Annotated in this window: 24 protein-coding genes; 5 read left to right on the top strand and 19 right to left on the bottom strand. The window is 63.4% G+C overall.

Annotated features, from left to right (window positions below; all coding sequences use genetic code 11):
• Positions 1–305: 305 nt before the first annotated feature.
• From NKI08_RS26895 to NKI08_RS26840, 12 genes are all read right to left on the bottom strand, one after another.
• Positions 306–1,325, bottom strand: coding sequence for an ROK family protein (locus NKI08_RS26895; protein WP_352773616.1), 1,020 nt, complete (start codon positions 1,323–1,325; stop codon positions 306–308).
• Positions 1,325–2,047, bottom strand: coding sequence for a ribulose-phosphate 3-epimerase (locus NKI08_RS26890; RefSeq protein ID WP_352773613.1), 723 nt, complete (start codon positions 2,045–2,047; stop codon positions 1,325–1,327). Before NKI08_RS26890 ends, NKI08_RS26895 begins: the two co-directional genes overlap by 1 nt.
• Positions 2,044–2,871: an alpha/beta fold hydrolase gene (locus tag NKI08_RS26885; RefSeq protein WP_352773610.1), complete on the bottom strand. Its 828-nt coding sequence runs from the start codon at positions 2,869–2,871 to the stop codon at positions 2,044–2,046. Before NKI08_RS26885 ends, NKI08_RS26890 begins: the two co-directional genes overlap by 4 nt.
• Positions 2,871–3,689: a sugar phosphate isomerase/epimerase family protein gene (locus NKI08_RS26880; RefSeq protein WP_352773607.1), complete on the bottom strand. Its 819-nt coding sequence runs from the start codon at positions 3,687–3,689 to the stop codon at positions 2,871–2,873. The genes NKI08_RS26885 and NKI08_RS26880 overlap by 1 nt, the downstream gene beginning before the upstream one ends.
• Positions 3,689–4,765 (bottom strand): Gfo/Idh/MocA family protein, encoded by a 1,077-nt coding sequence (locus tag NKI08_RS26875; protein ID WP_352773604.1) that lies wholly within the window; start codon positions 4,763–4,765, stop codon positions 3,689–3,691. The genes NKI08_RS26880 and NKI08_RS26875 overlap by 1 nt, the downstream gene beginning before the upstream one ends.
• Positions 4,766–4,769: 4 nt before the next feature.
• On the bottom strand, positions 4,770–5,591 hold the full coding sequence (locus NKI08_RS26870) for a sugar phosphate isomerase/epimerase family protein (protein ID WP_352773601.1): 822 nt from the start codon (positions 5,589–5,591) through the stop codon (positions 4,770–4,772).
• Between the two features lie 188 nt (positions 5,592–5,779).
• On the bottom strand, positions 5,780–6,622 hold the full coding sequence (locus tag NKI08_RS26865) for a carbohydrate ABC transporter permease (protein ID WP_192254565.1): 843 nt from the start codon (positions 6,620–6,622) through the stop codon (positions 5,780–5,782).
• A 5-nt stretch (positions 6,623–6,627) separates the two neighbouring features.
• On the bottom strand, positions 6,628–7,524 hold the full coding sequence (locus NKI08_RS26860) for a carbohydrate ABC transporter permease (RefSeq protein WP_352501412.1): 897 nt from the start codon (positions 7,522–7,524) through the stop codon (positions 6,628–6,630).
• A gap of 138 nt (positions 7,525–7,662) precedes the next feature.
• A complete protein-coding gene (locus NKI08_RS26855; RefSeq protein WP_352773597.1) occupies positions 7,663–8,910 on the bottom strand; it encodes an ABC transporter substrate-binding protein in 1,248 nt (415 codons plus the stop codon).
• 120 nt (positions 8,911–9,030) lie between these two features.
• A complete protein-coding gene (locus NKI08_RS26850; RefSeq protein ID WP_352773594.1) occupies positions 9,031–10,176 on the bottom strand; it encodes an ABC transporter ATP-binding protein in 1,146 nt (381 codons plus the stop codon).
• Between the two features lie 90 nt (positions 10,177–10,266).
• On the bottom strand, positions 10,267–11,217 hold the full coding sequence (locus tag NKI08_RS26845; RefSeq protein WP_352773591.1) for a PfkB family carbohydrate kinase: 951 nt from the start codon (positions 11,215–11,217) through the stop codon (positions 10,267–10,269).
• Between the two features lie 3 nt (positions 11,218–11,220).
• Positions 11,221–12,021 carry a beta/alpha barrel domain-containing protein gene (locus tag NKI08_RS26840; RefSeq protein WP_352773916.1) on the bottom strand — a complete coding sequence of 267 codons (801 nt, stop codon included), beginning with the start codon at positions 12,019–12,021 and terminating at the stop codon, positions 11,221–11,223.
• Between the two features lie 162 nt (positions 12,022–12,183).
• Between NKI08_RS26840 and NKI08_RS26835 the strand changes: the two genes are divergently transcribed.
• From NKI08_RS26835 to NKI08_RS26825, 3 genes are all read left to right on the top strand, one after another.
• Positions 12,184–12,945 carry a DeoR/GlpR family DNA-binding transcription regulator gene (locus NKI08_RS26835; protein WP_352501408.1) on the top strand — a complete coding sequence of 254 codons (762 nt, stop codon included), beginning with the start codon at positions 12,184–12,186 and terminating at the stop codon, positions 12,943–12,945.
• A 253-nt stretch (positions 12,946–13,198) separates the two neighbouring features.
• Positions 13,199–14,347 carry a Gfo/Idh/MocA family protein gene (locus NKI08_RS26830; RefSeq protein WP_352542653.1) on the top strand — a complete coding sequence of 383 codons (1,149 nt, stop codon included), beginning with the start codon at positions 13,199–13,201 and terminating at the stop codon, positions 14,345–14,347.
• An 18-nt stretch (positions 14,348–14,365) separates the two neighbouring features.
• Positions 14,366–15,352 carry an alpha/beta hydrolase gene (locus NKI08_RS26825; protein WP_352616379.1) on the top strand — a complete coding sequence of 329 codons (987 nt, stop codon included), beginning with the start codon at positions 14,366–14,368 and terminating at the stop codon, positions 15,350–15,352.
• Here NKI08_RS26825 and NKI08_RS26820 read toward each other — a convergent pair.
• Positions 15,340–16,362: a LacI family DNA-binding transcriptional regulator gene (locus NKI08_RS26820; RefSeq protein WP_352773914.1), complete on the bottom strand. Its 1,023-nt coding sequence runs from the start codon at positions 16,360–16,362 to the stop codon at positions 15,340–15,342. The two genes, NKI08_RS26825 and NKI08_RS26820, sit on opposite strands and share 13 nt — an antisense overlap.
• Positions 16,363–16,626: 264 nt before the next feature.
• On the opposite strand from NKI08_RS26820, the gene NKI08_RS26815 reads away from it, so the two are divergent.
• Positions 16,627–17,577: a sugar kinase gene (locus NKI08_RS26815; RefSeq protein ID WP_352773587.1), complete on the top strand. Its 951-nt coding sequence runs from the start codon at positions 16,627–16,629 to the stop codon at positions 17,575–17,577.
• An 8-nt stretch (positions 17,578–17,585) separates the two neighbouring features.
• Positions 17,586–18,875 carry a D-tagatose-bisphosphate aldolase, class II, non-catalytic subunit gene (locus NKI08_RS26810; RefSeq protein ID WP_352773584.1) on the top strand — a complete coding sequence of 430 codons (1,290 nt, stop codon included), beginning with the start codon at positions 17,586–17,588 and terminating at the stop codon, positions 18,873–18,875.
• Between the two features lie 487 nt (positions 18,876–19,362).
• On the opposite strand, the gene NKI08_RS26805 is transcribed toward NKI08_RS26810, so the two are convergent.
• The 6 genes from NKI08_RS26805 to NKI08_RS26780 all read right to left on the bottom strand — a co-directional run bounded on the left by NKI08_RS26805 (position 19,363) and on the right by NKI08_RS26780 (position 23,910).
• Positions 19,363–19,485 carry a hypothetical protein gene (locus NKI08_RS26805; RefSeq protein ID WP_352449789.1) on the bottom strand — a complete coding sequence of 41 codons (123 nt, stop codon included), beginning with the start codon at positions 19,483–19,485 and terminating at the stop codon, positions 19,363–19,365.
• 338 nt (positions 19,486–19,823) lie between these two features.
• Positions 19,824–20,417, bottom strand: a complete 594-nt coding sequence (locus tag NKI08_RS26800; protein WP_352773582.1) for a HupE/UreJ family protein — start codon at positions 20,415–20,417, stop codon at positions 19,824–19,826.
• A 47-nt stretch (positions 20,418–20,464) separates the two neighbouring features.
• Positions 20,465–21,004, bottom strand: a complete 540-nt coding sequence (locus NKI08_RS26795; protein WP_352773579.1) for a hypothetical protein — start codon at positions 21,002–21,004, stop codon at positions 20,465–20,467.
• A gap of 2 nt (positions 21,005–21,006) precedes the next feature.
• Positions 21,007–22,215: an agmatinase family protein gene (locus tag NKI08_RS26790; protein WP_023679464.1), complete on the bottom strand. Its 1,209-nt coding sequence runs from the start codon at positions 22,213–22,215 to the stop codon at positions 21,007–21,009.
• Between the two features lie 10 nt (positions 22,216–22,225).
• Positions 22,226–23,035 carry an ATP-binding cassette domain-containing protein gene (locus tag NKI08_RS26785; protein ID WP_352773575.1) on the bottom strand — a complete coding sequence of 270 codons (810 nt, stop codon included), beginning with the start codon at positions 23,033–23,035 and terminating at the stop codon, positions 22,226–22,228.
• Entirely contained in the window at positions 23,032–23,910 is an 879-nt protein-coding gene (locus NKI08_RS26780; RefSeq protein ID WP_352773913.1) for an ABC transporter permease, read from the bottom strand. Before NKI08_RS26780 ends, NKI08_RS26785 begins: the two co-directional genes overlap by 4 nt.
• Between the last annotated feature and the right edge of the window lie 10 nt (positions 23,911–23,920).

Raw genomic sequence — 23,920 nt, 5'->3', positions numbered from 1 at the left:
CTGCGGCGGCATCCCAGCGATCTTCAGTGCGAAGCCCCCTATTTTCGGCCACGCTCATATGCGGATAGGCCGCATAGGGCTGGAACACCCACGCGCGGACGGGTCGATGTCGTTGGCGCGCACCGTCGATCATGAGGTCGCCTGCGCTGATCCTTTCCAGCCCGGCGATCATGCGCGGGAGCGTGGACTTCCCTCAATCGGACGGGTCTACGAAGACGATGAATTGGCGGTCCTCGACGTCGAGGTCGATGCCCTTGATGATCTTGGCGGCTCCATAGGATCTGCGCGCACTGCGAAGCTTGAGCTCAGCCTTGGCTTACCTCCCTGGCCCCGGTTTTCGGCTCGTCGTCCTGCACCATCGCCAGCGCCGTGCCGGGTTCGCCCTCCCACAGGATCAGGCTCGCCGCACCGACCAGGCCCGCCCGCTCGCCGAGCTCGGCCAGCACGATCGGCACGTCGCGATAGGCTTGCATGGCGCGCTCCTCGACGGTCGCCCGGATCGTCGGCGCCAGGAGGTCGAAGCCGTTGGAAAGGCCGCCGCCCATCACGATCAAGTCGGGCGAATAGAGATGCAGGAGGTTGGTGAAGCCGATGCCGAGCCACTTGGCTTCCGCCTCGACCAGATGGCGAGCCGCCGCATCACCCGTCCGCGCGGCCTCGACGACGTGTCGCGCCGAGACGTCGCCATTGTTGGACAGCCGCCGAAGCAGCGAGCCGTCGCCCGGCGCGGTCAGCCGTGTCGCCCGGCGTCCGAGCGCCGTACCGGAGGCGACCGCCTCGAAGCAGCCGAGGGCGCCGCAGAAGCAGCGGTCGCCTTCGCCGGTGATGGTCATGTGGCCGATCTCGGCCGCCAGCCCGCGCCTGCCGTGATAGATGTGGCCGTCGGCGATGACGCCGCCGCCAATGCCGGTCGACACGGTCACGAATACCAGCGATCCGGTGCCGCGGCCGGCGCCGAAGCGCCATTCGCCGAGGGCCGCCGCATTGGCGTCGTTCTCCAGCCGCACCGGCAGGCCGAACTGCCGGCTGAGGATGTCGATCAGCGGCACATTGTGCCAGCCGGCCAGTGTCGGCGGCCCGATGACGATGCCCGCCTTGGGGTCGAGCGGGCCGGGCGCACACATGCCGATACCGGTGACTTTCGCTTGTGGATGCTCCTTGAGCAACATGTCCGCCAGCGTGATGATTTGGCCGATCACCGCCTCCGATCCTGCGACGGCAAGCGTCGGCGCCGAGACGCGGGCGACGACGTCGCCACCGCGCTCGACCAGCGCGCCGCGCAGCTCCGTGCCGCCGAGATCGAAGGCAAGCGCAAGCGTGCTCATCAGGCGGCTGCTTTCAGCCCGTGCAGCCAGGCGATGCGTTGCGCAAGGTCAGGGTCACCGAAGGCGAGCGAGCCCAGCACCACGGTGTCGGCGCCGGCGGCGCGCAGCAGCGGCACCGTCCCATGGCGGATGCCGCCATCGGCGGCGAGCACGATGTCGGCCTCGCGGCCGGCTTTCCTGATCAGCGCGCGCGCCTCGATGAGACGCGGGTAGGCCTGCTCGGACAGGCTCTGGCCCTTGACGCCGATCAAGGTGCCGAGAAGCGTGACGAACGCGACCTCGGGCAGGAAAGGCACGATTGCCGCGACCGGCGTCTCCAGCCTGAGCACGACGCCGGCCTCGGCGCCGAGCTCATGCGCCAGCTTGACGGCGCGCAAGCCCGCCTCGCCATTCTCGGCATGGATGGTGATGAGGTCGGCGCCGGCCTCGATGAACTGCCGCGTCTGCGCCTCGACGATTTCGGCCTCGACCATCAGATGCACATGGATCGGCTTCGCCGTCAGCTTGGCGATGCGCGCCACCAGATCCGGGAAGAACAGCAAGCCGGGGGTGAAGCGGGCGTCGGCGACGTCGACGTGATGCAGATCGGCATGGGCCTCGATGCGCTTCAGGTCGCGCTCCATATTGGCGAGATCGGCCGACCACAGCGAGAATTCGCCGAGCAGCCGGTTGCGCGGCAGAGCGGCTATCGCGGCGGGGCCTGAGAGAGATTTGCTGGTCATGACGGAATGAGGCTCCGGACGTTCGAGTGGGCGTGAAGGAAGGCCGAGATCTCGGCGTGTAATTCGGTGAAATGCCTGGCGCTGTCGAGCGCCTTGGGGGTGATCTCGGCGAAGATCGCATTGGGGATGACTGCGGCGAGCGTATAGGCGGCCGACAGCGGGTGGACCGCGTCGCTGGCGTTGCCAATGGCCAGCGTCGGGATGCGCAGGGCGGCGGCGTCGCGCTCGGAAATCCCGGGCCCGTCGGCGGCGATGTTGGCGAGCACCTGCGCAAAGGCGTGGGCGTCCGGCCGGTCGAAATAGCCGAACAGCGAGGACAGGTTGTCGGGCGCCTCGCGGCAAAGCCGCGTCGCCGTCTCGGATTGCGCGAAGATACTCCGCGCGCTCTCGGCGCCACGGTCGAGGATGAGTTCGGCGACCTCGGTTATAGGCTGCATGTTCACCGGTGCTGCCGTGAACGTCCACGCCGGCCGCACCAGCACCAGCGCGGCGACGCGGTCGGGATGGCGGCAGGCGAGGCGGAGCGCGATCGCGGCACCCATCGAGACGCCGCCGGCAACGAAGCGGTCGAGGCCGGCCTGGTCGGCGGCCGCGAGCACATCGTCGGCGAACATCTCGAACGAAAATGGCCGGCGCTCGCCAAGGCCGGAGCCGCCATGGCCGCGGCATTCGAGCGTGATGCGACGAAAGCCTGTGGGGAAGGTCTGCGCAACCTGCGCCTCGCCGCCACCCAGCCCGTGCTGAAAGACGACCGCCAGCCCGTCGCCCGTATCGGAAACCCGAAGCGCGGCGCCTTCGCGGAGCAGGATCGTCGGGCGCGCCATCACAGCAGCCCCTTGAGGAAACGGGCGACGCCGGGCGCTTCCTCGGCCGAAAGCCCATGCGTCACCAACGGCCCGTCGAAACCTGTCGCCTTCAGCCGGGCGATGAAGTCGGCGAAGTCGACGACGCCTTGCCCGGCGGTGGCAAAGCGGCCGTCGGCGAAACGGTCCTTGGCATGGGCCATGACGACATGGCTTGCCGTGCGCTCGACTGCAGCCGCAACCATGGCGCGCGCCTGCGCGGCATCCGCCTGTTCGAACAGGTTTGCCGGATCGAGCACGATGCGCAGCCGCTTCGAACCCATCTCGGCGATGAGCCGCATCGCGTCAGGGGCGGAGGTGACGATGTTGGCCTGTTCGGGCTCGATCCCAAGATCGACACCGTGACGCTCGGCGAGTTCGAGCGCCTTTTCCATCTCGACCGCCATGTCGGTCCATGCCGAGGGATCGGCATTGTCAGGATGGTGCGCCCATTGGTCGTCACGATTGCGCGTTCCGGTGCAGAGCGTGACGAGCGGCGTGGAAAGCCTTGCGGCGGCTTCGATCACCACCGCCAGCCGACGCAAGCCATCGTCGCGTACCTGCTTGTCCGGATGCGCCATGTTGTAGGTGCCGGACAGCGCCACGAGACCGACGCCGGAGCTGTCGATTGCGGCATCGATTGCCTGGATCGCCGCTGCGGGAACATCATCCGGCATCGACGGCAGGCCGGCGCATGCGAGATTGAATTGGGTGACCGCAAAACCCGCGTCATGGACCGACGCCAGCACGCCGGCCGGCTCGCTGCCCGGGAAGGTCTTGGCGAACACCCCGATCTGCATCAGACCGCTCCCGTCACGCTGGCGATCTCGACGCGTTCGCCGCTCTCGACCGAGCGCGCGATCGCCACCATCGCGCGGATCGAGGCGAGCCCGTCGTCGACATTGGCGCCGCGCATAGGCTTGCCGTCGAGCACCGTCTCAGCGAGGCTTTCGAGCTGGCGGCGGAAGAAATGGCCGTCAGCGCCGAGCGGCTTTCGCGAGGTGGCGTCCTTCTCGTGAAAAATGTCGACTTCACTCGCCCGGAAGTACCAGGGATTGAAGGTCTTCGCGATCACCGAGCCGTTCTCGCCATAGAGCTGAAAACCCTCGTGCCAGTCCATGCGCACGGCGACGGTGAGGTCGAGATGGCCGAGCGCGCCATTGGCGAACTCGGTCTCGACGAACCAGCAATAGGCGCCGAATTTCTCGTTGAGGCGGGCGCGCACGGCAGTGATCTCGCCGCACAGGAAGCGCGCCGTATCGACGAGGTGCGAGCCATGCGCCAGCATGAAATACTGTCTGGGATCCGCCTTCGGGTTGCCGGCCGGCTTGCGCGCCAGCTTGCTGGTGACGGGCAGCGGCTGCACCGCGTCGGTGTTGGTGTAGCGATGGGTTGAGTCACAGTACCAGGCCTTCAGCGCCAGGATCTCGCCCATCTCTTCGCGCACGAAATCGCGCGCTGCCTCGAGCGCCGGATCGAAGCGCTTCATATGCCCGACCTGCAGCACCTTGCCGGAACGCCTGACCGCATCGGCCAGCTCTTCACCTTCCTCGACCGAGACGCCGATCGGCTTTTCGCATAGCACGTGCTTGCCGGATTCCAGCGCCTTGATCGACATCGGCACGTGATAGGCGTCCGAGGTGGCGACGATCACCGCTTCCAGCGCAGGGTCGGCGAGCATCGCGTCATAGTCGCCATACATCTTCTGCGGCTCGTAGCTCGCGCCCATACGTGCGAGCAGATCGGGTGCTGCGTCGCAGATCGCGTAGAGATCGGCATTGCTCGCCTTCACGCAGGATTCCAGATGCGCGAATTGAGCGATCGGCCCGCAGCCGAGCACACCGACACGAAGACGACGGTCTTTCTTGCGGATCATTTTCTCAGGCTCCGTAGCCGCGCATGGTCTGGCGGTTGGTCTTGACCGCTCCGGCCGGATCGGCGGCGGCGGTTTCGGATTCCTCCTCCAGCACCAGCCAGCCGTTGAAGTTGGGCGCCGCGCTAGTGATCTCTATCACTTTCGCCGTGTCGCAGACGCCCTTGCCGAGCATCGCCCAGGTGCCGCTCGCATCGACATCCTTCAGGTGCACGTAGCGGATGCGATCGCGATAGGTGGTGAGCGTGTCGGCCATGTCCTTGTGGCCGCGCAAAATATGGCCCGTGTCCGGCACCCAGCCGACCAGCGAGGCATCGAGCAGCCCGAAGATACGGTCGTAATCGGCGCGGTCGTAGAGCAGCGTGTTGTGGTGCGAGCTCGGATGCACCGCGACCTGGACACCGGCCTTGCGGCCGAGTTCACCAGCCTTGTTGTAGACCTCGGCCGCAATGGCGAACTTGTCGTCGCGCGGACCGTCCGACACGACGGTGGCCGAGCCCATGGAGACCAGCGCGCCCGGAAAGGCGGCGGCGAAATCGATCCAGCGCCTGGCGGTCTCAAGATCGGCGCCGATCTTCTCCTTGAGTGTGAAGCCGCTATTCGAACCGAAGGCGAAGGAGACGAGCGTGAGGCCGGATGTCTTCAGCGCCGTCGCGAACTCCGCCGGCTTGCCGACATAGCGGCCGATCATCGTGTCGGTGATCTCGATGCCGGCATAGCCGCCATCGGCGATCGCTTTGAGCAGGTCGTCGGGGCCGCCGGCAAAACGGTCTCCGAGCATTTCCCAGGTGAAGGTCTGGCAGCCGACTTTGAGGTCTTTCACGTTCATCCTTTCATTCCTTGATTTCACCTGCGAAGGCCCTTCGATGATGTGGCGCTGGAAGAACAGCATCAGCACGATCAGCGGCGCTGTGACGACGCCCGTGTCCGCGGCGATATCGGCTGCCAGCAGAGAAGGTCCAATCCATCGATTTCGATGCGCGGCCTACTCCATCAGTTCTCCGTGGGAGGGACATCCTACTTGACCGAGCCGGCGGTCATACCGGCGAGGAAGAACCTCTGGGCAACGAGGTAGATGAGCAAGAGCGGTAGCGAGCCGAGCACGCTCATTGCCATCATCTGGTTCCATTCGAAGGCGTGCTGCCCCATCAACAGCTGGATACCGATCGGGACGGTGCGCATGGACGTTGACTTCGTCAGCGTCAGCGCAAAGAGAAATTCGTTCCAGCACAACAGGAAGGTGTAGACCGACGTCGCCACGATACCAGGCAGTGAAATCGGGACGATCACCCGCCAGAGTGCGGTCCAGCTGCTGCCGCCGTCGACAGCCACCGCTTCATCGAGATCGCGGGGCAAGGTGTTCAGATATCCCGTCATCAGCAGGATCGCGTAGGGCAGCGTAAACACCAGGTAAGTCAGGATCAGTGCGACGTAGGTGTCGAAGATGCCATACGAGACGACAAGCCCGAAGAAGGGGATCAAAAGCGTGATCGGCGGGATCGTCTGCGTGCTGATGATGAGTGTGTTGAGGCTGCCCTTGCCGCGGAAATTGAAACGGCTGAACCCATAGGCCGCCAGCAAGGCGATCAGCACCGTCAGCACGGTCACCGCCCCGGCCACGAAGTAGCTGTTGAAGAAGAAGCGCAGCTTTACCGGGTCGCCAAGGATGGCCGCATACGCTTCCAGCGTGAAGGCCTTCGGCAGGACGGTTGGTGGCAGGGCAAAGATTTCGGTATTCGACTTGAACGAGCTGCTCAGCATCCAGTAGATCGGGAAGGCCGCGAAAAAGAGCCCTGCGGCAAGCGCGACATGCAGCGCGACGGTGATCAGCCGGTCTTTCGGCGTGTGCCTTTTCCTCATGGTGACTACCGAGCCTTTTGATAGCGGATGTAGAACAGCGTCAGGCCGAGGGAGATCAGCAGGATGACCACGGCGCTCGCAGACGCCTGCGACAGATTGTAGCTCGAAAACGCCAGCTTGTACGTGTAGGTGCTGAGGACCTCGGTCGAGTAAATCGGACCGCCGCCCGTCGTTATCCAGATCAATGGAAAGACCTGCATGGTCCAGATGAAATCCAGCAGCGAGATGCTGATGATGATCGGCATCAGCTGCGGGATCGTGATGAAGATCAGTTTCTGGTAGGCCTTCGCCCCGTCGATATCGGCGGCCTCGTAGAAATCCTTGGGAATGCCCTGCAGGCCTGCGAGGAGGCTGACCATGAAAAGCGGATAGCCCGCCCAGATGTTGGCGAAGGTGACGGCGTGCAGCGCGGTCTCGGGCGAGGAAAACCATTCGACCTTAGAACCGATGATGCCGATTTGCATGAGAATGCTATTCACGACGCCGTTCGGCTCAAGCAGGAGGCGCCAGATCACGGCGATAATCACTGCGGTGAACAGCCAGGGCAGTATGTAGAGCACGCGTAGAATATTGCGCAGCGTCGGATTGATGCGCTCGCTGTTCAGCATGAGCGCGAAGGCCATGCCGATGGTCATGTGGAAAATGACACTCATGCATGTGAAGTAGAGCGTGTGCCACAGCGAAGCCCAGAACACGGGGTCGTCGAAGATCGCCTGGTAGTGTTTCAGTCCGGCAAAGGACGGGTCACGACGCAGCACCGCGCTGTTCTGGAACGAGTAGGCAATCACCGTCACCATCGGCAGCAGCATCAGAAGCCCGATTATGAGCAGCGAGGGCGACAGATAGAGGTAGGGTGCGACCGCTCGTTTCAGCTTGTGATGGGAGCGCTTTTGCCGGGTCATGTGCCAACCTTGGGATACGCCTTCAGCGAGAAGGTAAGCTTCGGAAACAGGTCCATCTCAAATTGCCGATCCGTTGTTGCCGGGTGGCCTGCCCGAGTCAGGCCACCCGGTCGAACATAGCAAACGGGAACAGGCCGATCAGAATTTCGCCATCCAGCCCTTCTGAGCGGTGGCTGCAGCTTGTTCCGGAGACTGCTCGCCGGCGAGCATCTTCTGGGCTTGAACGTCGAACTGGGTCATCAGGTCTTCAGCCACCGGCAGGCCCGTGAACTCATTGGCGAGATAACCGGTCTTGAAGATTTCGAAAGCCTTGCCGAAAGCTTTGTCCGAGGTCACGAAATCGGGTTTGGCTTTGACGTTGCCCGGGAAGGCGTTTGCAAGCGACACGAGCTTGGCGTTCACCTTTTCACTCATCAGATATTGGACGAGTTTCCAGGCTTCCTCCTGATGTTTCGAGGCAGCAGAGATGCCGATGCCCCAGGAGGCATAGGGAAGGCCTCGCTTGCCGGTATAGTTTTCTACGACCGGGACCGGGATGAGGTCGAAGTTCAGCTTGGGGTTGCGTTTGCGGATGAGGTTCACATGCGCGAGCGAGTCGATCATCATCCCGACGCGGTCGTTGACGAATTCCTCGACCTTTTCCTGCTCGGTCTTGGTGGCGATGCCGGGCGAGATGGTGCCGGCGTCGTTCAGTGATTTGACGAAGGTGAGCATATCCACCACCGGCTTGCCCTCGAGAGCGGGCTTGCCGTTCGCCATCATCGACTGACCCGAAGCCCAAACCCAAGACATCATGTCGTTCTGGACCCCGGATGGCGTTTGCAGCGACAGGGGCAACACCCAGCCATACTGGTTCTTGTCGGCGTGGGTCATCTTCTTGGCGGCTTCGAGAAACTCCGCACGGGTCGATGGCAGCTTGGTCACGCCTGCCTGGGCGGCGAGGTCCAAATTCACGAAGACCGGATAGACGAAGGAAGCCACGGGAAACATCACCGCCTTGCCGTCCACCTTGATGATGTCCGCGACCTGGCTCTTGTCGAAACCACTCGCATCCATCATCGGATTCATGTCGGCGAGTGCGTTCTGCGCGTTCAGATTGTTCACCCAGGCGCCGTCGAGACCGACGACGTCGCTGAGCGTTCCAGTTGCGGCACCAACCGAGATCTGGTCTCGCGTGGTCGCGTAGGGGCCGCTGACCAATGTCACCTTGATTCCGGGGTTTGCGGCTTCGAAGTCATCCATGATTGCCCTGAGCGAGCCAGCCGGCAATTCAGGCTCCCACCATTGGGTGAATTCCAGCGTCGTGTCCGCCATGGCGCTGGTTGCGCCAAGCAACCATGCGGCCGCGGCTATTTTCAGCATCGCGGGTTGTATCCGAAACATCATTTTCTCCTCCTTCTACAAGATCGACCGCACAATGCGGACGATCGTCTGATTTATTCAGAAGCCTTCTTGCGAGTATCTTTCGCAGGCGCCTCCCTCTCGCCTACGGTCTGCTGCAGATATTCAGATCGCCAGATGCGTCTCGGGATCGAAGAAATGGAACTTGGCATCATCCACGGCCAACCGGATTTCCGAGTCGGAGTGGATGGCGCTGGCCGGTTCGAATCTCGCCACCGCGTTCGATGCCAGGCCAAAATCCTCCGCTGCGTCCGGATCGCCGGAGTCCACCCGGACCGCGTCGATGTTCAGGTGGACGATATGTTCAGAGCCGAGCTCTTCGATCGAAGTCACCTTTGCGGGTATCGTCTGATAATTGCGGCCGGATTCCAGGCTGCTGTCATAAAGATCCTCGGGCCGTATGCCGAACACGATCTTGCGCCCCTCATAGGACCTCAGAGCGGGCCTGCCGACGAACGCTGCATCCTGCAATCGGATGGCGAAGTCGCGAAAACCGAGCTCGCCGCCCTTTAGGTTCGCTTCGAAAAGGTTCATCGACGGAGAACCGATGAAGCCGGCGACGAAGGCATTCACCGGCGACTCATACAGTCTCTTGGGTGTGTCGACCTGCTGCAGCACGCCGCCCTTCAACACCGCGACCCTGTCGCCCATCGTCATCGCTTCGATTTGGTCGTGGGTCACGTATATGGTCGTTACGCCGAGCTGCTTTTGCAGGCTGGTGATTTCGGCGCGCATTTGAACACGCAGTTTCGCATCGAGGTTGGAAAGGGGTTCGTCCATGAGAAAGGCGGCCGGCTCGCGTACCATGGCGCGGCCCATGGCAACCCGTTGGCGCTGTCCGCCTGACAGGTTCGCGGGTTTGCTGTCCAGCAAAGACGTCAGCTGAAGGGTTTTGGCGATCTCGTCCACGCGCTTCTTGCGCTCGGCCTTCGGCTTGCCTGCCAGCCGCATCGAAAAGGCGATGTTTTCGAACACCGTCATATGCGGGTAGAGCGCGTAGCTCTGGAAGACCATCGCGATGTCGCGGTCCTTGGGCGGCATGTCGACGACGTCGACTCCGCCGATCCGAAGGCTGCCGCTGGTGATGTCCTCCAATCCCGCGATCATTCGCAACGCGGTGGATTTGCCGCAGCCGGACGGCCCGACGAGAATCAAGAACTCGCCGTCCTCGACCGATAGGTTCAATTGGTCGATTGCGCGAAAATTGTTCCCGTAAGTTTTGCAGATATTCTCTAGAATGACTTCTGCCATCTTCCTCCCTCCACAAGTATAAGCCAATGATTCTTATAATTTTCCTCGGCTTATGTTCACCTGCGAAATGTCTCCTCGGATAGTTTCAGGCTATGTTCCAGTATCGACGTACGCATTTTTCAGTTCGACTGCTGGCGGCGCGTTCGTCGATGCCAGGAGTTGCGTGACCTGGTCGTCGGTCGGAAGCGCCTCGCGCCCGCCACGCCCCGTTATCGAGAGGGCCGCCGCCGCGGCCGCGAATGCCACCCGGCCTGCGGTGTCGGCTCCGCGCATCAACGCATGCGCGTAGGCGCCATGAAAGCAGTCACCCGCGCCGGTCGAGTCGACGACCACAACCCGGTGCGGGGGCAGATGCCAGAGACCTGTCTCTTCACGCCCGCGATAGTACACGCCCCTGCCGCCATCGGTCAGAACCACGGCGGACCGCGACGGCGACCACAATGCATCGAGCATCTCGGCGGGCGATCGGCGCCCTGTGGCAGTCCGTGCAAAGCCGAGGGGAAGAATGAGATGGTCGCAGAGCGCGATCAGCCGCTCCGTGGCTGGGCCGCAGCTCCATTCGATATCGCCGAGGATGGCAAGGCCGAGATCGCGAGCGCGAGCCACGACATCCAGCGACCGGATCGCGTAGCTATCGACGATCAGGACAGTCGCGCGGCTGAGGACCTCGTCCGGGAAGTCCGACGCGGTGCCCAGCATCGCGTCGTCGTCATACGCGATGAACCGTTCCCCGTCCGAGCCGACGGTAATGTGCGAGCGCACCGGGCGCGCGTCCGGGTGGCGCGGCGCGAATTCGGTTTCAACACCGCTCGCAACGAGATCGCGCAGCACGGCGTCGTCAGCGGCGCTGCCCAGCCATCCGACGAACCCGGCGCTTCCGCCGAGCCGTGCGACGGCGGCTAGCGCCGTCGCGACATTTCCCCCGAAAGACCGGGCACTATGCAGAACCTTCCCCTTGCCCGCCGACAACGGCTGATCGACATAGACGATGTCGTCGATCGCAATAGCGCCGAAGCCGAGGATTGAAGGGACGGTGGGCATCGTTCAGGCACCCGCCTTTGCCAGGGCGTCTTGCGCCGAAAGGCCGTCATGGATGACGCCCCGAAAGGCAAGCGCAGCCTTCTCCGGATCGCCATGCCCCCAAAGATTGCGGCCTACCACGGCACCGCGTGCGCCGGCACGGATGGCGTCCGCCGTCTGCTTAAGCGCGCCGAGCAGCGTATCGGTTTTCGGACCACCCGCGATCACAACCGGCACCGGGCAGGTCCGGACGGTCTCTCGGAACGACTCGAAATCGCCCGTGTAGCCGATCTTGATCACGTCGACGCCGGACTCGTAGCCGATGCGCGCCGCATAGGCGATCTCGTCGGGGGTGAAGACGATTTTTGCTCCGTCGGTGAAATCGCGTGGGTAGATATGCGCCACCACAGGCATGCCGTAGCGCGCCGCCGCATTTACCGAATCGGTGAGCCAGCGTATGTATTTGCCCTCGGTCGCGCCGCGCACCGGAATGGCCACGGCCAACGCATCGGCCCCGGCGCGCACCGCATCCTCGGGCGTTGCGATCAACTCGCTGATGCGATCGTCCGGAGTGAAGCAGCCCGCCTGAATCACCAGGGAAGCCTTGCCCGCATATTGCGGCCACAGATGGCGCGCGGTGCCAGGCTGGATGCTGACGTAGTCGGGTCTGCCCGCCATGACGCGGGCAAGCGCACCCGGCAGGTCGGCAAGGCCGCCTTTGCGCACGTCACCATAGCCGACGAAGTGGTCAACGGCGCCGCCAAAAAGGTTCCCCGATGGATGCGAGAAGAGGCGCGCAAGACGCACCTTGGTTCCTAGGCTCATGAGTGCAAAATTCCCCAATCGTTTGATTTCAAAATCCTGGACCCAGTGTTTCCGAAAGAAATAAGAAAAACAATCTTTCGAAAGCTTTCGAATTTGCGTATTTTTGCTAAGGTGAGCCGAGGCCAGAGCGGTTGCTTGGCGCAGGGAGGCAAGGGCAGGGCAATGTTGTCGGAGCAGAGACGCCAATCGATCCTGGGTGAGGTGCAACGCAGCGGACAGGTTCGCACGAAGGACCTGTCAGACGGGTTTGGCGTGTCGGAAGTCACGGTGCGCTCCGACCTCGAGATACTGGACCGAAAGGGACTACTGACCAAGACCCGTGGAGGGGCGGTGACCCGTACCACCGATTCGACTACGGCCGCGTTCGCCCGGCGGATGCAAGCGAACCTCGACGCAAAGAAGCGCATCGCCCGGGCGGCGGTAGACCTCTTCGAGGACAACCAATCGGTCATCTTCGACGGCGGCTCGACATTGATGCAGCTTGCCATGCAGTTACCGCCGCTCAGCAATGTCGTGGTCGCGGCCACGGCCATGAATATCGTGCAGCACCTTATGCATCGTCCCGGGCTCGACGTTCATATGATCGGCGGCCGGGTCTATCCCGACACGGTGAGCACACTGATCACCGATGCCGATACGGCTCTCGGCGGCTTGGTAGCGCATCAGGTCTTTGTTGGAGCGCATGCGATAGACTCGTCACTGGATGTGGTCGACGTGAACGAAGACATGGCGCGAACGAAGCGAAACCTCGTTCGCATGGCCCGGCGCGTTGTCCTCCTCGCCGATTCGAGCAAATGGGGCGTCAGCGGGACCTCCAAGGCATTTTCGCTGTCGGCCGTCGATGTGGTGATCACCGACGATGGCCTGCCCGGTCCAATACGCAGCCAGCTTGATAGGATCAGGGCCAAGGTGATCTATGCCTGAACCCGTCTCGGTTCCTACCGCGACGGAAAGATCCAGTGCGCGCATGACCCACGGGATTCGCATCGGCCGTTGGCCGTTTTTCATGTCAGTCATGTTCTCCTCCTCAAGGCTGGCGGCCTCCAATGCTGCGCCAGCGTTCTCACATGCTCTATAAAAATTTTACGCGCGTCAAGATTTAAAATGTTATATAGCGGCTTTCGACTATGAACCTTGCCGTAGCCAGACCATGACCGCGTTAGAGGTACGATCTGAAATGCACAGAAAATCAAAGACAAAGCTCGGCGTCGGCGTCATCGGATGCGGCAACATCTCGATGACCTATTTGCGCAATGCGGCTCTCTTCGGCGGGGTAGAGCTCAGCGCCTGCGCCGACATTTCGGCCGATATGGCTGCGCTGCGCGCCAGGGAGTATGGCATCCGCGCACTCGGCGTCGACGCGCTGCTGGCCGACCCGGACATCGATCTTGTTCTCAATTTGACGATACCGGCGGCGCATTTCGACATTTCGCTTTCGGCGCTTTCGGCGGGAAAGCACGTCTTTACCGAAAAGCCTTTGGCGACATCGGCCGCCGACGGCCGCCGGCTGGTCGAAGAGGCGAGGGCGCGCGGGTTGCAGCTCGGCTCGGCTCCCGACACCTTCCTCGGCGCTGCCGGACGGCGGGCGCGCCGGCTGATGGATGAGGGTGCGATCGGCCGCGCTGTGACCGGCACCGCCTTCATGATGGGGCGCGGCATGGAGCACTGGCATCCCAATCCGCAATTCTACTATCAGCCAGGCGGCGGCCCGGTCTTCGACATGGGCCCTTACTACCTGACGATGCTGGTCAACCTGCTCGGCCCGGTCGAGCGCGTCATGGCGATGGCGACGCGCGGCCAGGAGGAACGGCTGATATCAGCCGAAGGTCCTTACAAGAACACCAGCTTCAAGGTCGGCACGCCGACCACCATCCTGTCCCTGCTGGAGTTCCGCTCTGGCGCCACCATCACCTTCGGCGCGTCCTGGGACGTGTTCAAGCACTCCAACCATCCGATCGAACTGCACGGCACTGAAGGCTCGCTGCGATTGCCCGATCCCGACACATTCGGCGGCACAGTTTCGCTCTCGGCGCGCGGCGACGACTGGGCCGATTTCGCCAGCGAGGCCGAACTCTACGGTGCGCGCAACTGGCCCTATGTCGCACCCGACCGCGCCAACTACCGCATGCTAGGCGTCGCCGATCTTGCGCGGGCGCTGGCCGATGGGCGCAAGCCCCGCGCCTCCGGCGATCTGGCGCTGCATGTTCTGGAGATCATGGAGGCGATCCTGGCCTCGGGCGAAAGCCGCGGCTCAATTGCCGTCAATGGGACCGTCGACCAGCCGCCGCTGCTCGGCGAGGACGAGGCGGCAGGTCTGATTGCCTGACCGGGAGGGAGATCCATGATGACATCGCCTTCAGCGCCGTCCCTGTCCCCACTCGACCCGGAAGCCCGGCATGTGCTCGAGCTCGGCCGGCAGGCCGACGCCTTGCCATTCGAGACCGGTACACCGCAACAGGCACGCCGTGCCTACGAAGAAGGCCTTCCGGACCAGCAGGGTGAGCGCGAGCCGGTGGCTTCGGTCACTGAGCGCGCCATCCTTGGACCCGGCGGTTCGCTGACGCTCAGGATCTATCGCGGGCAGGACGCGCCTGATGCAACTGCCCCGGCGCTGCTTTACCTGCATGGCGGCGGCTGGGTGATCGGCAATCTCGATTCCCATGACGAGATCTGCCGCTGGTTCGCCAATATGGCGGCTTGCGTCGTCGTTTCGCCCGCCTACCGGCTGGCGCCGGAGCACAAATTCCCGGCCGCGGTCGAGGATTGCCGCGCCGTGCTCTCCTTCATACAAGAGGCACCTGGCGATCTCGGCATCGACGCTCGGCGCATTGCCGTTGCCGGCGACAGCGCCGGCGGCAATCTCGCCACGGTGCTTAGTCTTCTCGCGCGGGGCGATCCTATTCCGTTGACCGCGCAGCTGCTGTTCTATCCCAACACTGATGCCGCGCAGACGGCGGACAGCTATCGCCGCTTCGCCGAAGGTTTTGGCCTGACCGCCTCGACCATGGCCTGGTTTCGCGATCACTATGTCCGCTATGCCGCCGACATCGACGACTGGCGCGCCTCGCCACTCAGGGCGGAAAGCCTCGCCGGCGCGGCGCCAGCCTTCGTCGCCATCGCCGGTCACGACATCCTCGCTGATGAAGGCGAGGCCTACGCCGGGCGTCTGCAAGATGACGGTGTGCCGGTCGTGCTGCGGCGTTGGCCAGGCCAGATCCATGGTTTTGTTTCCATGGGCCGCCATGGCACGGCAGCGCGACAGGCTGTTGGCGCTGCGGTCGCCGCATGGCGCGGCTTCGATTCGGCTTTTGAGAAAGATCAGGCCGACTGACGCATCACCAGCGTCGCATCGAGACTGACTTTGGGTGCGACCGCCGTGTAGTCCTCCTCAAGCACCGCCAGCAGCATCTCGACGCTGCGCCCGGCCATCGAGGCGAAGTCCTGCGCCATGGTGGTGAGACCGGGGCAGGTGTAGCGGCTGAGTGGATGATCGTCATGGGCGGCTACCCGCAGGTCGCAATCGCCCTTGCGGCCGACCTTGAGTCCGCGCGCATAGGCGGCGGCCATCACGCCAAAGGCCAAGCGGTCGTTGTTGCACAGGATGGTCTTTCCCGCCAGGCCGCCATTGTCGAGCATCGTTTCCGTCTGCTCGTAGCCGATCCGTTCGAAATCCCAAGTGTAGTCCTCGGTGTTGCCGATGACGACCGGCTCATGCCCGAGCCGCTTCATCGAGGCGACATAGCTCTCCAGCCGTTCCGGCGAGTTGTGGTTGACATGCGGGATGTCGAAATAGACCGGGGCGCCGCCGGACCGGCAAAGATAATCGACGATGGTCGAGACGCTCTGTGCGTTGTTGTTGCCGACGAACGGCGTCCCGCCTTCGAGATAGGTGTCGAAATAGACGACCGGGATCGCCTTCGTCAGCTTTTCCAGCGTGCGGTGGTCCGAGCGCACGCCGAGCGGTGCGATCAGCGCGCCGGAGACTTTCAGCGACAGGATCGTTCGCGTTGCCTCCACTTCGAGTTCGCGCGAGCCGTGCGAGGAGATCACGATCGGCCAGTAGCCCTCGTCGCGCAGCCTGAGTTCTATGCGGCTGACCATCTCCGAATAGAAGGGATCGGCCACCGTCGGCACCATGATGCCGATGCTGCGGGTACGCTTGCGGTTGAGGTTGCGCGCGAACAAATTGGGCTGGTAGTCGGACGAGCGCAGCGCTTCCTCGATGCGCTTTCGCGTCGCCGGCTTGACGCTGGTCGGATCGTCGAAATATTTCGACAAGGTCGGCCTGGAGACGCCACAGGAGCGGGCGAAATCCTCCATCGTCTTGTGCTTCATCGCCAGCGATTCCCCGCCTTCCGGAAACCTCGTTCCTTGTGCTGTCCGGCACCTACTTACGGTGCGCCGGCGTGCAACCGCAAGGCAAAATTTTACAGAAAACTGTAGCTGTTTTAACGCGTATAACAAAATTATTCCACGCGTAAATTTATTAATTGGCGCAAAAAGTGCAAGCCGTATTGACTCTGGATGTCGGTTGCCGCCAGGCACAATTGTGCGCGACTGAAGTCCGCAGTCGGACTGGAGCGAGACGCCGGGAGGAATTCCGCGATGAAGAAGCTGGTCTCAGCCGGCGAGATCCTCGTCGAGATCATGGCCGAGCGTATCGGCCAGAGCTTTCTCGAACCGGGCCCGCTGCTGGGGCCTTATCCGTCCGGCGCGCCCGCCATCTTCATCGGCCAGGCCGCAGCGCTCGGCCAACCCGCCGGCCTGATCGGCGCGGTCGGCGAGGACGATTTCGGCCAGTTGAACATCGAGCGGCTGCGGACCCTGGGAGCTGACGTGTCGGCGATCGCGGTTCACAAGGGCCACGCGACGGGCACCGCCTTCGTCACCTACCGGGCGGATGGCAGCCGGCACTTTGTCTTCAACATCCGCAACAGCGCCGCCGGCCTGGTCGGGATCGATGCCGCTGCGACAAGCATGCTGGCCGGCGCCGACCATGTCCATATCATGGGCTCGTCACTGTTCTCCGACCGCGCCACCGATGTCGCGTTGTCGGCGATCCAAACGGTGAAGGCCAAGGGCGGGACGGTGTCCTTCGACCCCAACATTCGCCGCGAGATCATGCAGGCCTCCGGCATGCGCGAAGCGCTCGACCAAGTGCTCAAGCAAACCGATGTCTTCCTGCCGAGCGGCAACGAACTGTTCCTGTTTTCGTCGGCCGGCGACGAAAAGGGCGCGGTCGACGATCTCCTGCAGCGCGGCGTTTCCTGCGTCGTCCTCAAGAAGGGCGCCGACGGCGCCGCCTTCCACGACCGTCACGGCACGGTGGCCTTGCCGGGCTTTGCCATCAACGAGGTCGATCCGACCGGCGCCGGTGACTGTTTCGGCGCTGCCTTCGTCTCATTCTGGCTTCGTGGTGCGGCACCCGCCCAGGCGCTCATGATCGCCAATGCGTGTGGCGCGCTAGCCGTTACTCGCAAGGGGCCAATGGAAGGTATCTTTCCGCTGGCCGAGGTTGAGGCTTTCGCAACCACCGCCGGGAGGGGCCGGCCGTGAGGGCCGCGATGCAGAGATTTGCCAGCATCGCGGTGAAGCGCGCCGCGGGTGAGAAAGGCGGCATCGCCTCGATCTGTTCGGCGCATCCGCTGGTGATCGAGGCCGCGCTCCGCCACGGCGCGTCGCGCGGTTCCGATGTGCTGATCGAGGCGACCTGCAACCAGGTCAATCACGAGGGCGGCTACACCGGCATGACGCCCGCCGGCTTCCGCAGCTTCGTCGAGGGCCATGCGCAAAGGGCCGGCTTTCCGCTCGATCGCCTGATCCTCGGCGGCGACCATCTCGGTCCCAATCCGTGGAAGCATCTTCCTTCCGCCGAGGCGATGACGAAGGCGAAGGCGATGATCGACGCCTACGCCGGCGCCGGCTTCACCAAGCTGCATCTCGACACCAGCATGGCTTGCGCCGACGATCCAGCCGCGCTTGCCGACGAGGCCATCGCTGCACGCGCCGCCGCGCTTGCGGCCGTCGCCGAGGCGGCGGTCGAACGCATTGGCGGCGAGAAACCGGTCTACATCATCGGCACCGAAGTTCCGGTGCCGGGCGGCGCGCTCGAAGCGCTCGATCATATGCATGTCACCGAACCCGATGACGCCCTGCGCACCGTCGAGATCCACCGACAGGCATTTTCGCGCGCCGGCCTCGATGCTGCCTTTGCGCGTGCGGTCGGCGTCGTCGTCCAGCCGGGCGTCGAATTCGGTAATGCCGAGATCATCGCCTACGCGCCGCGGAAGGCGACGCAGCTGGTCGCCGTGCTCGGGCGCATGCCGCAATTCGTCTTCGAGGCGCATTCGACCGACTACCAGCCAAACGAGGCCCTTGGGGCTCTGGTGCGCGACGGCTTCGCCATCCTCAAGGTTGGACCCTGGCTCACCTTCGCGCTGCGCGAGGCGTTGTACGGGCTGAGCCACATCACCGACGTGCTTGCGCCAGACCCGTCTCGTGAAAGCCTACCGGCGGCGATGGAGCGCGTCATGCTTGCCTCGCCGGACAATTGGCAGAAATACTATCCGGGTACGCCGGACGAGCAGCGCGTGCAGCGGCACTTCTCCTTCAGCGACCGCATCCGTTACTACTGGCCGACGCCCGACGCACAGCACGCGGCACAGACGCTGCTGGATTTTCTGGGCGACAGGGACATTCCCCGCCCTTTGATCAGCCAGTATCTGGGGCAACTCGATGCCGAGGTTGCGGCAGGTCGGATCGGGCCCGTCGCGTATGACCTGCTGATTGGCAGCATCACCCGTGTCCTCGATTCCTATGGGCGTGCGACGTTACAGCAGCGCGGATCGTCCTAGATTCGCCGTTGCAGGGCCGAGCCGCGCCGGAGGACGCGCGTGATCTAAGATGTGCGCTCAGCCGACACACGCGGAGGCTATGCCGGACCTTCGAAGTTGGGCTGCTGTTGGACTAATATAAGCAGGGCACGGCCAATTCGATGGTGAGAGCATCGCGGAACCATACGGAACGATACGGGAATACTTCTGATTTTGGCCCACGAAAAACCCAATCAAATTGACGTTTCTAGCACATCCTCCGGGCCCACCATTATCGTTGTCTTTCAATGATTTAGAGGCATTGTTGCACTTGGTTAGCCAAGTCAAGGCTGGCGAACCGCCGTCCATAGCGTTTGATTTTATTGACTTATGGTGGGCCTGTGGAGGCCGCAGATGTGTTGCCAACCGCCGGTGGAGTGTCAGGATCGTTTATCAAGTGCTTGAACGACGCCGGCACGGTGTTCGGAATAGAAAGCCGCGCATAGTCCCCTACGCAATCGACCTCGAATTACTGTCTGGATGCTACATCGGCCATCGCCGCACCCCACCCTGCGGCGATCTCGTAGCCCATGCGTGAGAAGCCGAATTCGCGATCGAATGTGTTCGGCGCTTTGACACGCCAGTTCTTCATGACCTCGCCCGGGAGGCCGCCAGCAGCGGCGACGACCAAGTCACGCTCGCCGGCACGGAGTTCACGACGGCGATCATTTGGCGTAGCTGGGAACAGGCCGGCTACGTCAGGCAAGACGGTCCGGCTGCAGCTAGGAAGTTAGTCGCGACCCACGGCGGACGGCTCCGTACGCGCGCGCGGCTTACGGCAAGCTGCTAGCCTCAATCTCCGGATGAGATCAGGGTCGCTCAGACCGGGTCTTCAGGATCTGGTACAGCACGTTTCGAATGCGCTGCCCAACGGTTAGCCGGTTGATCACGCCTTCGCCTCCTGTTCATCGCAGATGAATGGGCTGCGGTTCAGATGATCTGTGCCGCCAGCGCCACGCCGACCAACGACGTGCCGACGCCTGCCGTGCGGATGGCTCGCGGCCAGCGCCGAAGTGTCAGGGCGGCTAACGCGCCGGTCGCGTGAAGAGCCGAAGTTGCGACCACGAAGCCGACCGCATAAGCGATGCCGCTGGCCGTCTCGGGAATTTCGAGGCCATGGGCATTGCCGTGGAAGAGGGCGAAGAGAGCAGTCAGCGAGGCGGCCACAGCGAGCGGAAGCGGCTTGGCAAGCGCCATCATCGCGCCGAAGACCACCAGCGACAGCGTTATGCCGGTTTCCAGTGAGGGCAGGCCGATGCCGGCGATACCGAGCAGGGCGCCAGCGAGCATCGCCGAGACAAAGCACGATGGCACGATGATGATCCTCTTGCCGCCGGCGCGAGCGGCAATGATGCCTACAGCCATCATGGCAAGCAGGTGGTCCATACCGGTCAGCGGGTGCTGAAGGCCGTCTACAAACCCGTGGGCATGAAAACCGCCGCTATGGGCGAAGGCCAATGAGGGGATGAGGGTTGTGGCGGCTGCCAGGGCGAGTCTACCGAAGAATGAAAGCGTTCTGTTCATGGTTCTGGACCTGTTTGATAGGGGTGCGATCGGTTCAAGGCCGGTGCTCATTGTCCGGCCCCTGGCATGGTGAATTGTGCGGCGCCGGACCTGTCGGCCAGCAGTCGCGCCTCGCCGAAGTCAAGGGGCGTTTGTGCCTGGCCGTTATGGTAGACGAAGGCCAGGCGGCGCCGGCGCGACGTCAGTTTCGCGGGCAGCGGGTGATAGGTGACGCCGGCGCCGCCAATCAGCGGCATGACGGCGCCGACATCGACCATGTCCTGCGTCTCGACGCGCAGAAGATGCAGCCGCACGCCGTCGGCGGTCTCGCCGACGAACGGAATCCCGGCGAGGCGCAGGAAACTGGACGGGTCGGGCGCCCGCGAAAACCCTTCGAGAAACGCGATCTCGACGAGATCGAGATCGGTCGCCCGCGCGTCGGCGGGTTCGGGCGCATGGTCGTGCGGTAGATGCGGTGTCTGCCATTGCAACGGCTTGCCGGCCGGCCCGTTGTGGCCGACGGGGTGGGGATGGTGATGATGACCGTTCGGCCCGTGATGGTGACCGTCGCCATGATCATGGCTGTGGTGGTGATGATCATCGTGCATGGTCAAAAGCTCGTCGGCTTGTCGATGATGGATTTGTGTTTGCCGAGATTGCCGTGCGCGACCATCGAGCCTAGCGCCTCGACGACAACCCGCACGCCAAACAGCGCCGTGATGTCTGACGTGTCGTAGGGCGGCGACACCTCGACCACTTCCAGTCCGCAGATGCCGGGCGCCGACACTAGCCCGAGCAGCTTCAGTGCCTCGCGCGGCAGGAAGCCACCGGGCTCCGGCCAGCCCGTACCCGGCACGAAACCGCAATCGATGCTGTCGACATCGAAGGAGATGTATACGGCGTCGGTGTCCTTCCATGCGAGCTCGAGCGCGATCTCCGCCGCCTTCTCCAGCCCCATCTGTTCGATATCGGAGATCGTCAGCACGTTGGTTCCGCGCTTTCTCGCCTCGGCCACGCCGTAACGGGGCACCTGCCAGCCGCCGATACCGAGCTGCACCAGATTGGTGGCCGAGACGTTCGGCAGGTTGGTCGCCCAATACCAGGGCGTCGTGTGCATACGTTCGTCGAGATCCTTTTCCTGGATGTCGATGTGGCGGTCGAAATGGATGATGCCGATTCGCTTGGAGGTCACGTCGGCGATACCGCGCACGCACGGAAACCCGATCGAATGGTCGCCGCCGAGCATGATCGGCAGCGCGCCGGACGAGGCGACATGGCTGACGCCCTTGGTGATCTGGTCGAAGCTCTTTTCGAGATTGGCGGGGATGGTGAAGACGTCGCCGGCGTCGCAAAGCGTCATCTGCTCGCGCAGGTCGACACCGAGCTCGTAATTGTAAGGGGTGTAAAGCGCCGAGATGCGGCGCATGCCTTGCGGCCCGAAGCGGGTTCCGGGCCGGTAAGTGGTGCCGCTGTCGAAAGGAATGCCCATGACGGCAGCGTCATATCTGCCGACATCGCGGACGTTCTCGACATAGGGCGCCTTGAGGAAGGTGTTGATGCCGGCGAAGTGCGGCAACTCGCCTCGCGCGAATGTCGGGATCGACTTGTCGATGATCGAATCCGATCCGGGCAGGCCCATGTCGAGTGCCCATTTCTGTTCCTTGCGCCAGCCGTCCTCGGGCAGCTTTCCTTCCGCCTCGATAGACTTCCAGCCCTGCATGTCGCGGATCTCGAAGTTCGGATGGTGGAAGCGTTGGCGTGGCTGGTGGTCGGTGAGCCCGGCGCGACGATGCCGGCGTTCTGGACTATCTCTGTGCATGAAACCTCCTTCACGACGCCGTCGTCGCGATTGCGCTATCCAGTCGGGTCGTCCCGACCATCGTGGCCACTTCGGCCACGTCTCGTGCGGAAGCCCGGTGCTTGCGGTCGAGCTTCAGATCGTAGGTGATCGTCGCGCCATAGGCGGACGGGAACTGGGGGTCGTGGCGCACCTTGTCGAAGACCAGCACGCGGGTGCCGAGCTTGAATGCCTCGCCGATATCGTGGGTGACCATGACCACGGTCATGCCGTGCTCGGTCCAGAGCTCGGTGAGCAGCTCATGCATCTCGATGCGAATACCGGGATCGAGTGCGCCGAACGGCTCGTCGAGAAGCAGGATCTGCGGCCGGCCGAGCAAGGTCTGCGCGATCGCCAGCCGCTGCTGCATGCCGCCAGAAAGCGTGGCCGGATAGAGGTCGCGCGCATGGCCAAGCCCGACCCGTTCCAGCATGGTTTCGGCTTCTTGCCTGGCGCTTTTGCGTCTGGCGCCGAAGACGCGGCCGAAGGGTCCGCCAGAACGGAAGTCCTCGACCAGCAGCAAGTTCTGCAGCGCGGTCAGATGCGGAAACACGGAATAGCGCTGGAAGACGATGCCGCGCTGCGGCGTCGGCTCCGGCACGATCGGCTGGTCGCCGACGACGACCACGCCGCCACTTTGCTGTTCCTGGCCAAGCAGGATGCGCAGGAACGTCGATTTTCCACAACCGCTGGCGCCAACCAGCGACAGGAATTCACCCGCTTCGGCGGAGACATTGACCCGTTCCAACACGCGAGCGTCGCCGTAGCTCTTCTCCAGCCCATGGACGAGGATCCGGCTCATCTGCTCCGCACCGGATGAGCCCAGGGCGAGATGACGTGAGAGAGCCGCACGAGCAGCCAGTCGGTCATCACCGCAAGCAGCGTGATCCAGGCGACGTAAGGCAGGATGACGTCCATCGATAGGTAGCGACGAACGAGGAAGATGCGGTAGCCGAGCCCCTCGGTGGAGGCGATGGCTTCTGCCGCGATCAGGAACAGCCAGGCCGGCCCAAGCGCCAGCCGTACGCAAGTGATGAGGCGCGGCATGACGTGTGGCAGCACCAGCCTGAGCACCATGGTCCAGCTGTTGCCGCCGAGCGTCTGTGCCTTGGCGACGAGCTCCGGCGGCAATTCCATCACCCGGTTGGCGATATCGCGCACCATGACCGGTGCGACGCCGAGAGCGATCAAGGTGATCTTGGCCGTTTCGCCGAGGCCGAGCGCAATGAACAGGATCGGCAGCAGCGCCAGTGGCGGGATGACGCAGACAACTGTGACCAAGGGCAGCAGAAAGGCCCTGACGCGCGGGATGAAACCTATGGCGACGCCGAGGCTGAGCGCCACCAGCGTGGCCATGCCGACGCCGGCGAACAGCCTGATCAGGCTGGCATAGGTGTCGGCCCACAGGATCAGGTCGCCGGAGCGCTTGTCCGGCACTGTCGCCAGGTCTGAAAAGGCCGACCACATCTGTGCAGGGGAGGGCAGCAGCTTGTCGCTGGGATTGACCGCCAGCCTTTGCGCCGAAGCGAAGAGATAGGCAATCGCCACGGCGGCAAACGGCAGCGTCCCAAGCAGCAGCGCTCCGCCGCGCGAGACCGTCGCGTTGATGAGACGAAGCCGCGCTTTCGGTCTGCTAAGTTGCAGGCGCGCGACTTCGGGGCCTCCTGCGGCCTGCATGATGCCGGTT

It is taken from the genome of Mesorhizobium sp. M0768 (genome assembly GCF_040320195.1).
In the GTDB taxonomy this organism is placed as follows: domain Bacteria; phylum Pseudomonadota; class Alphaproteobacteria; order Rhizobiales; family Rhizobiaceae; genus Mesorhizobium.
This window is presented reverse-complemented; position numbering and strand designations above follow the sequence as displayed.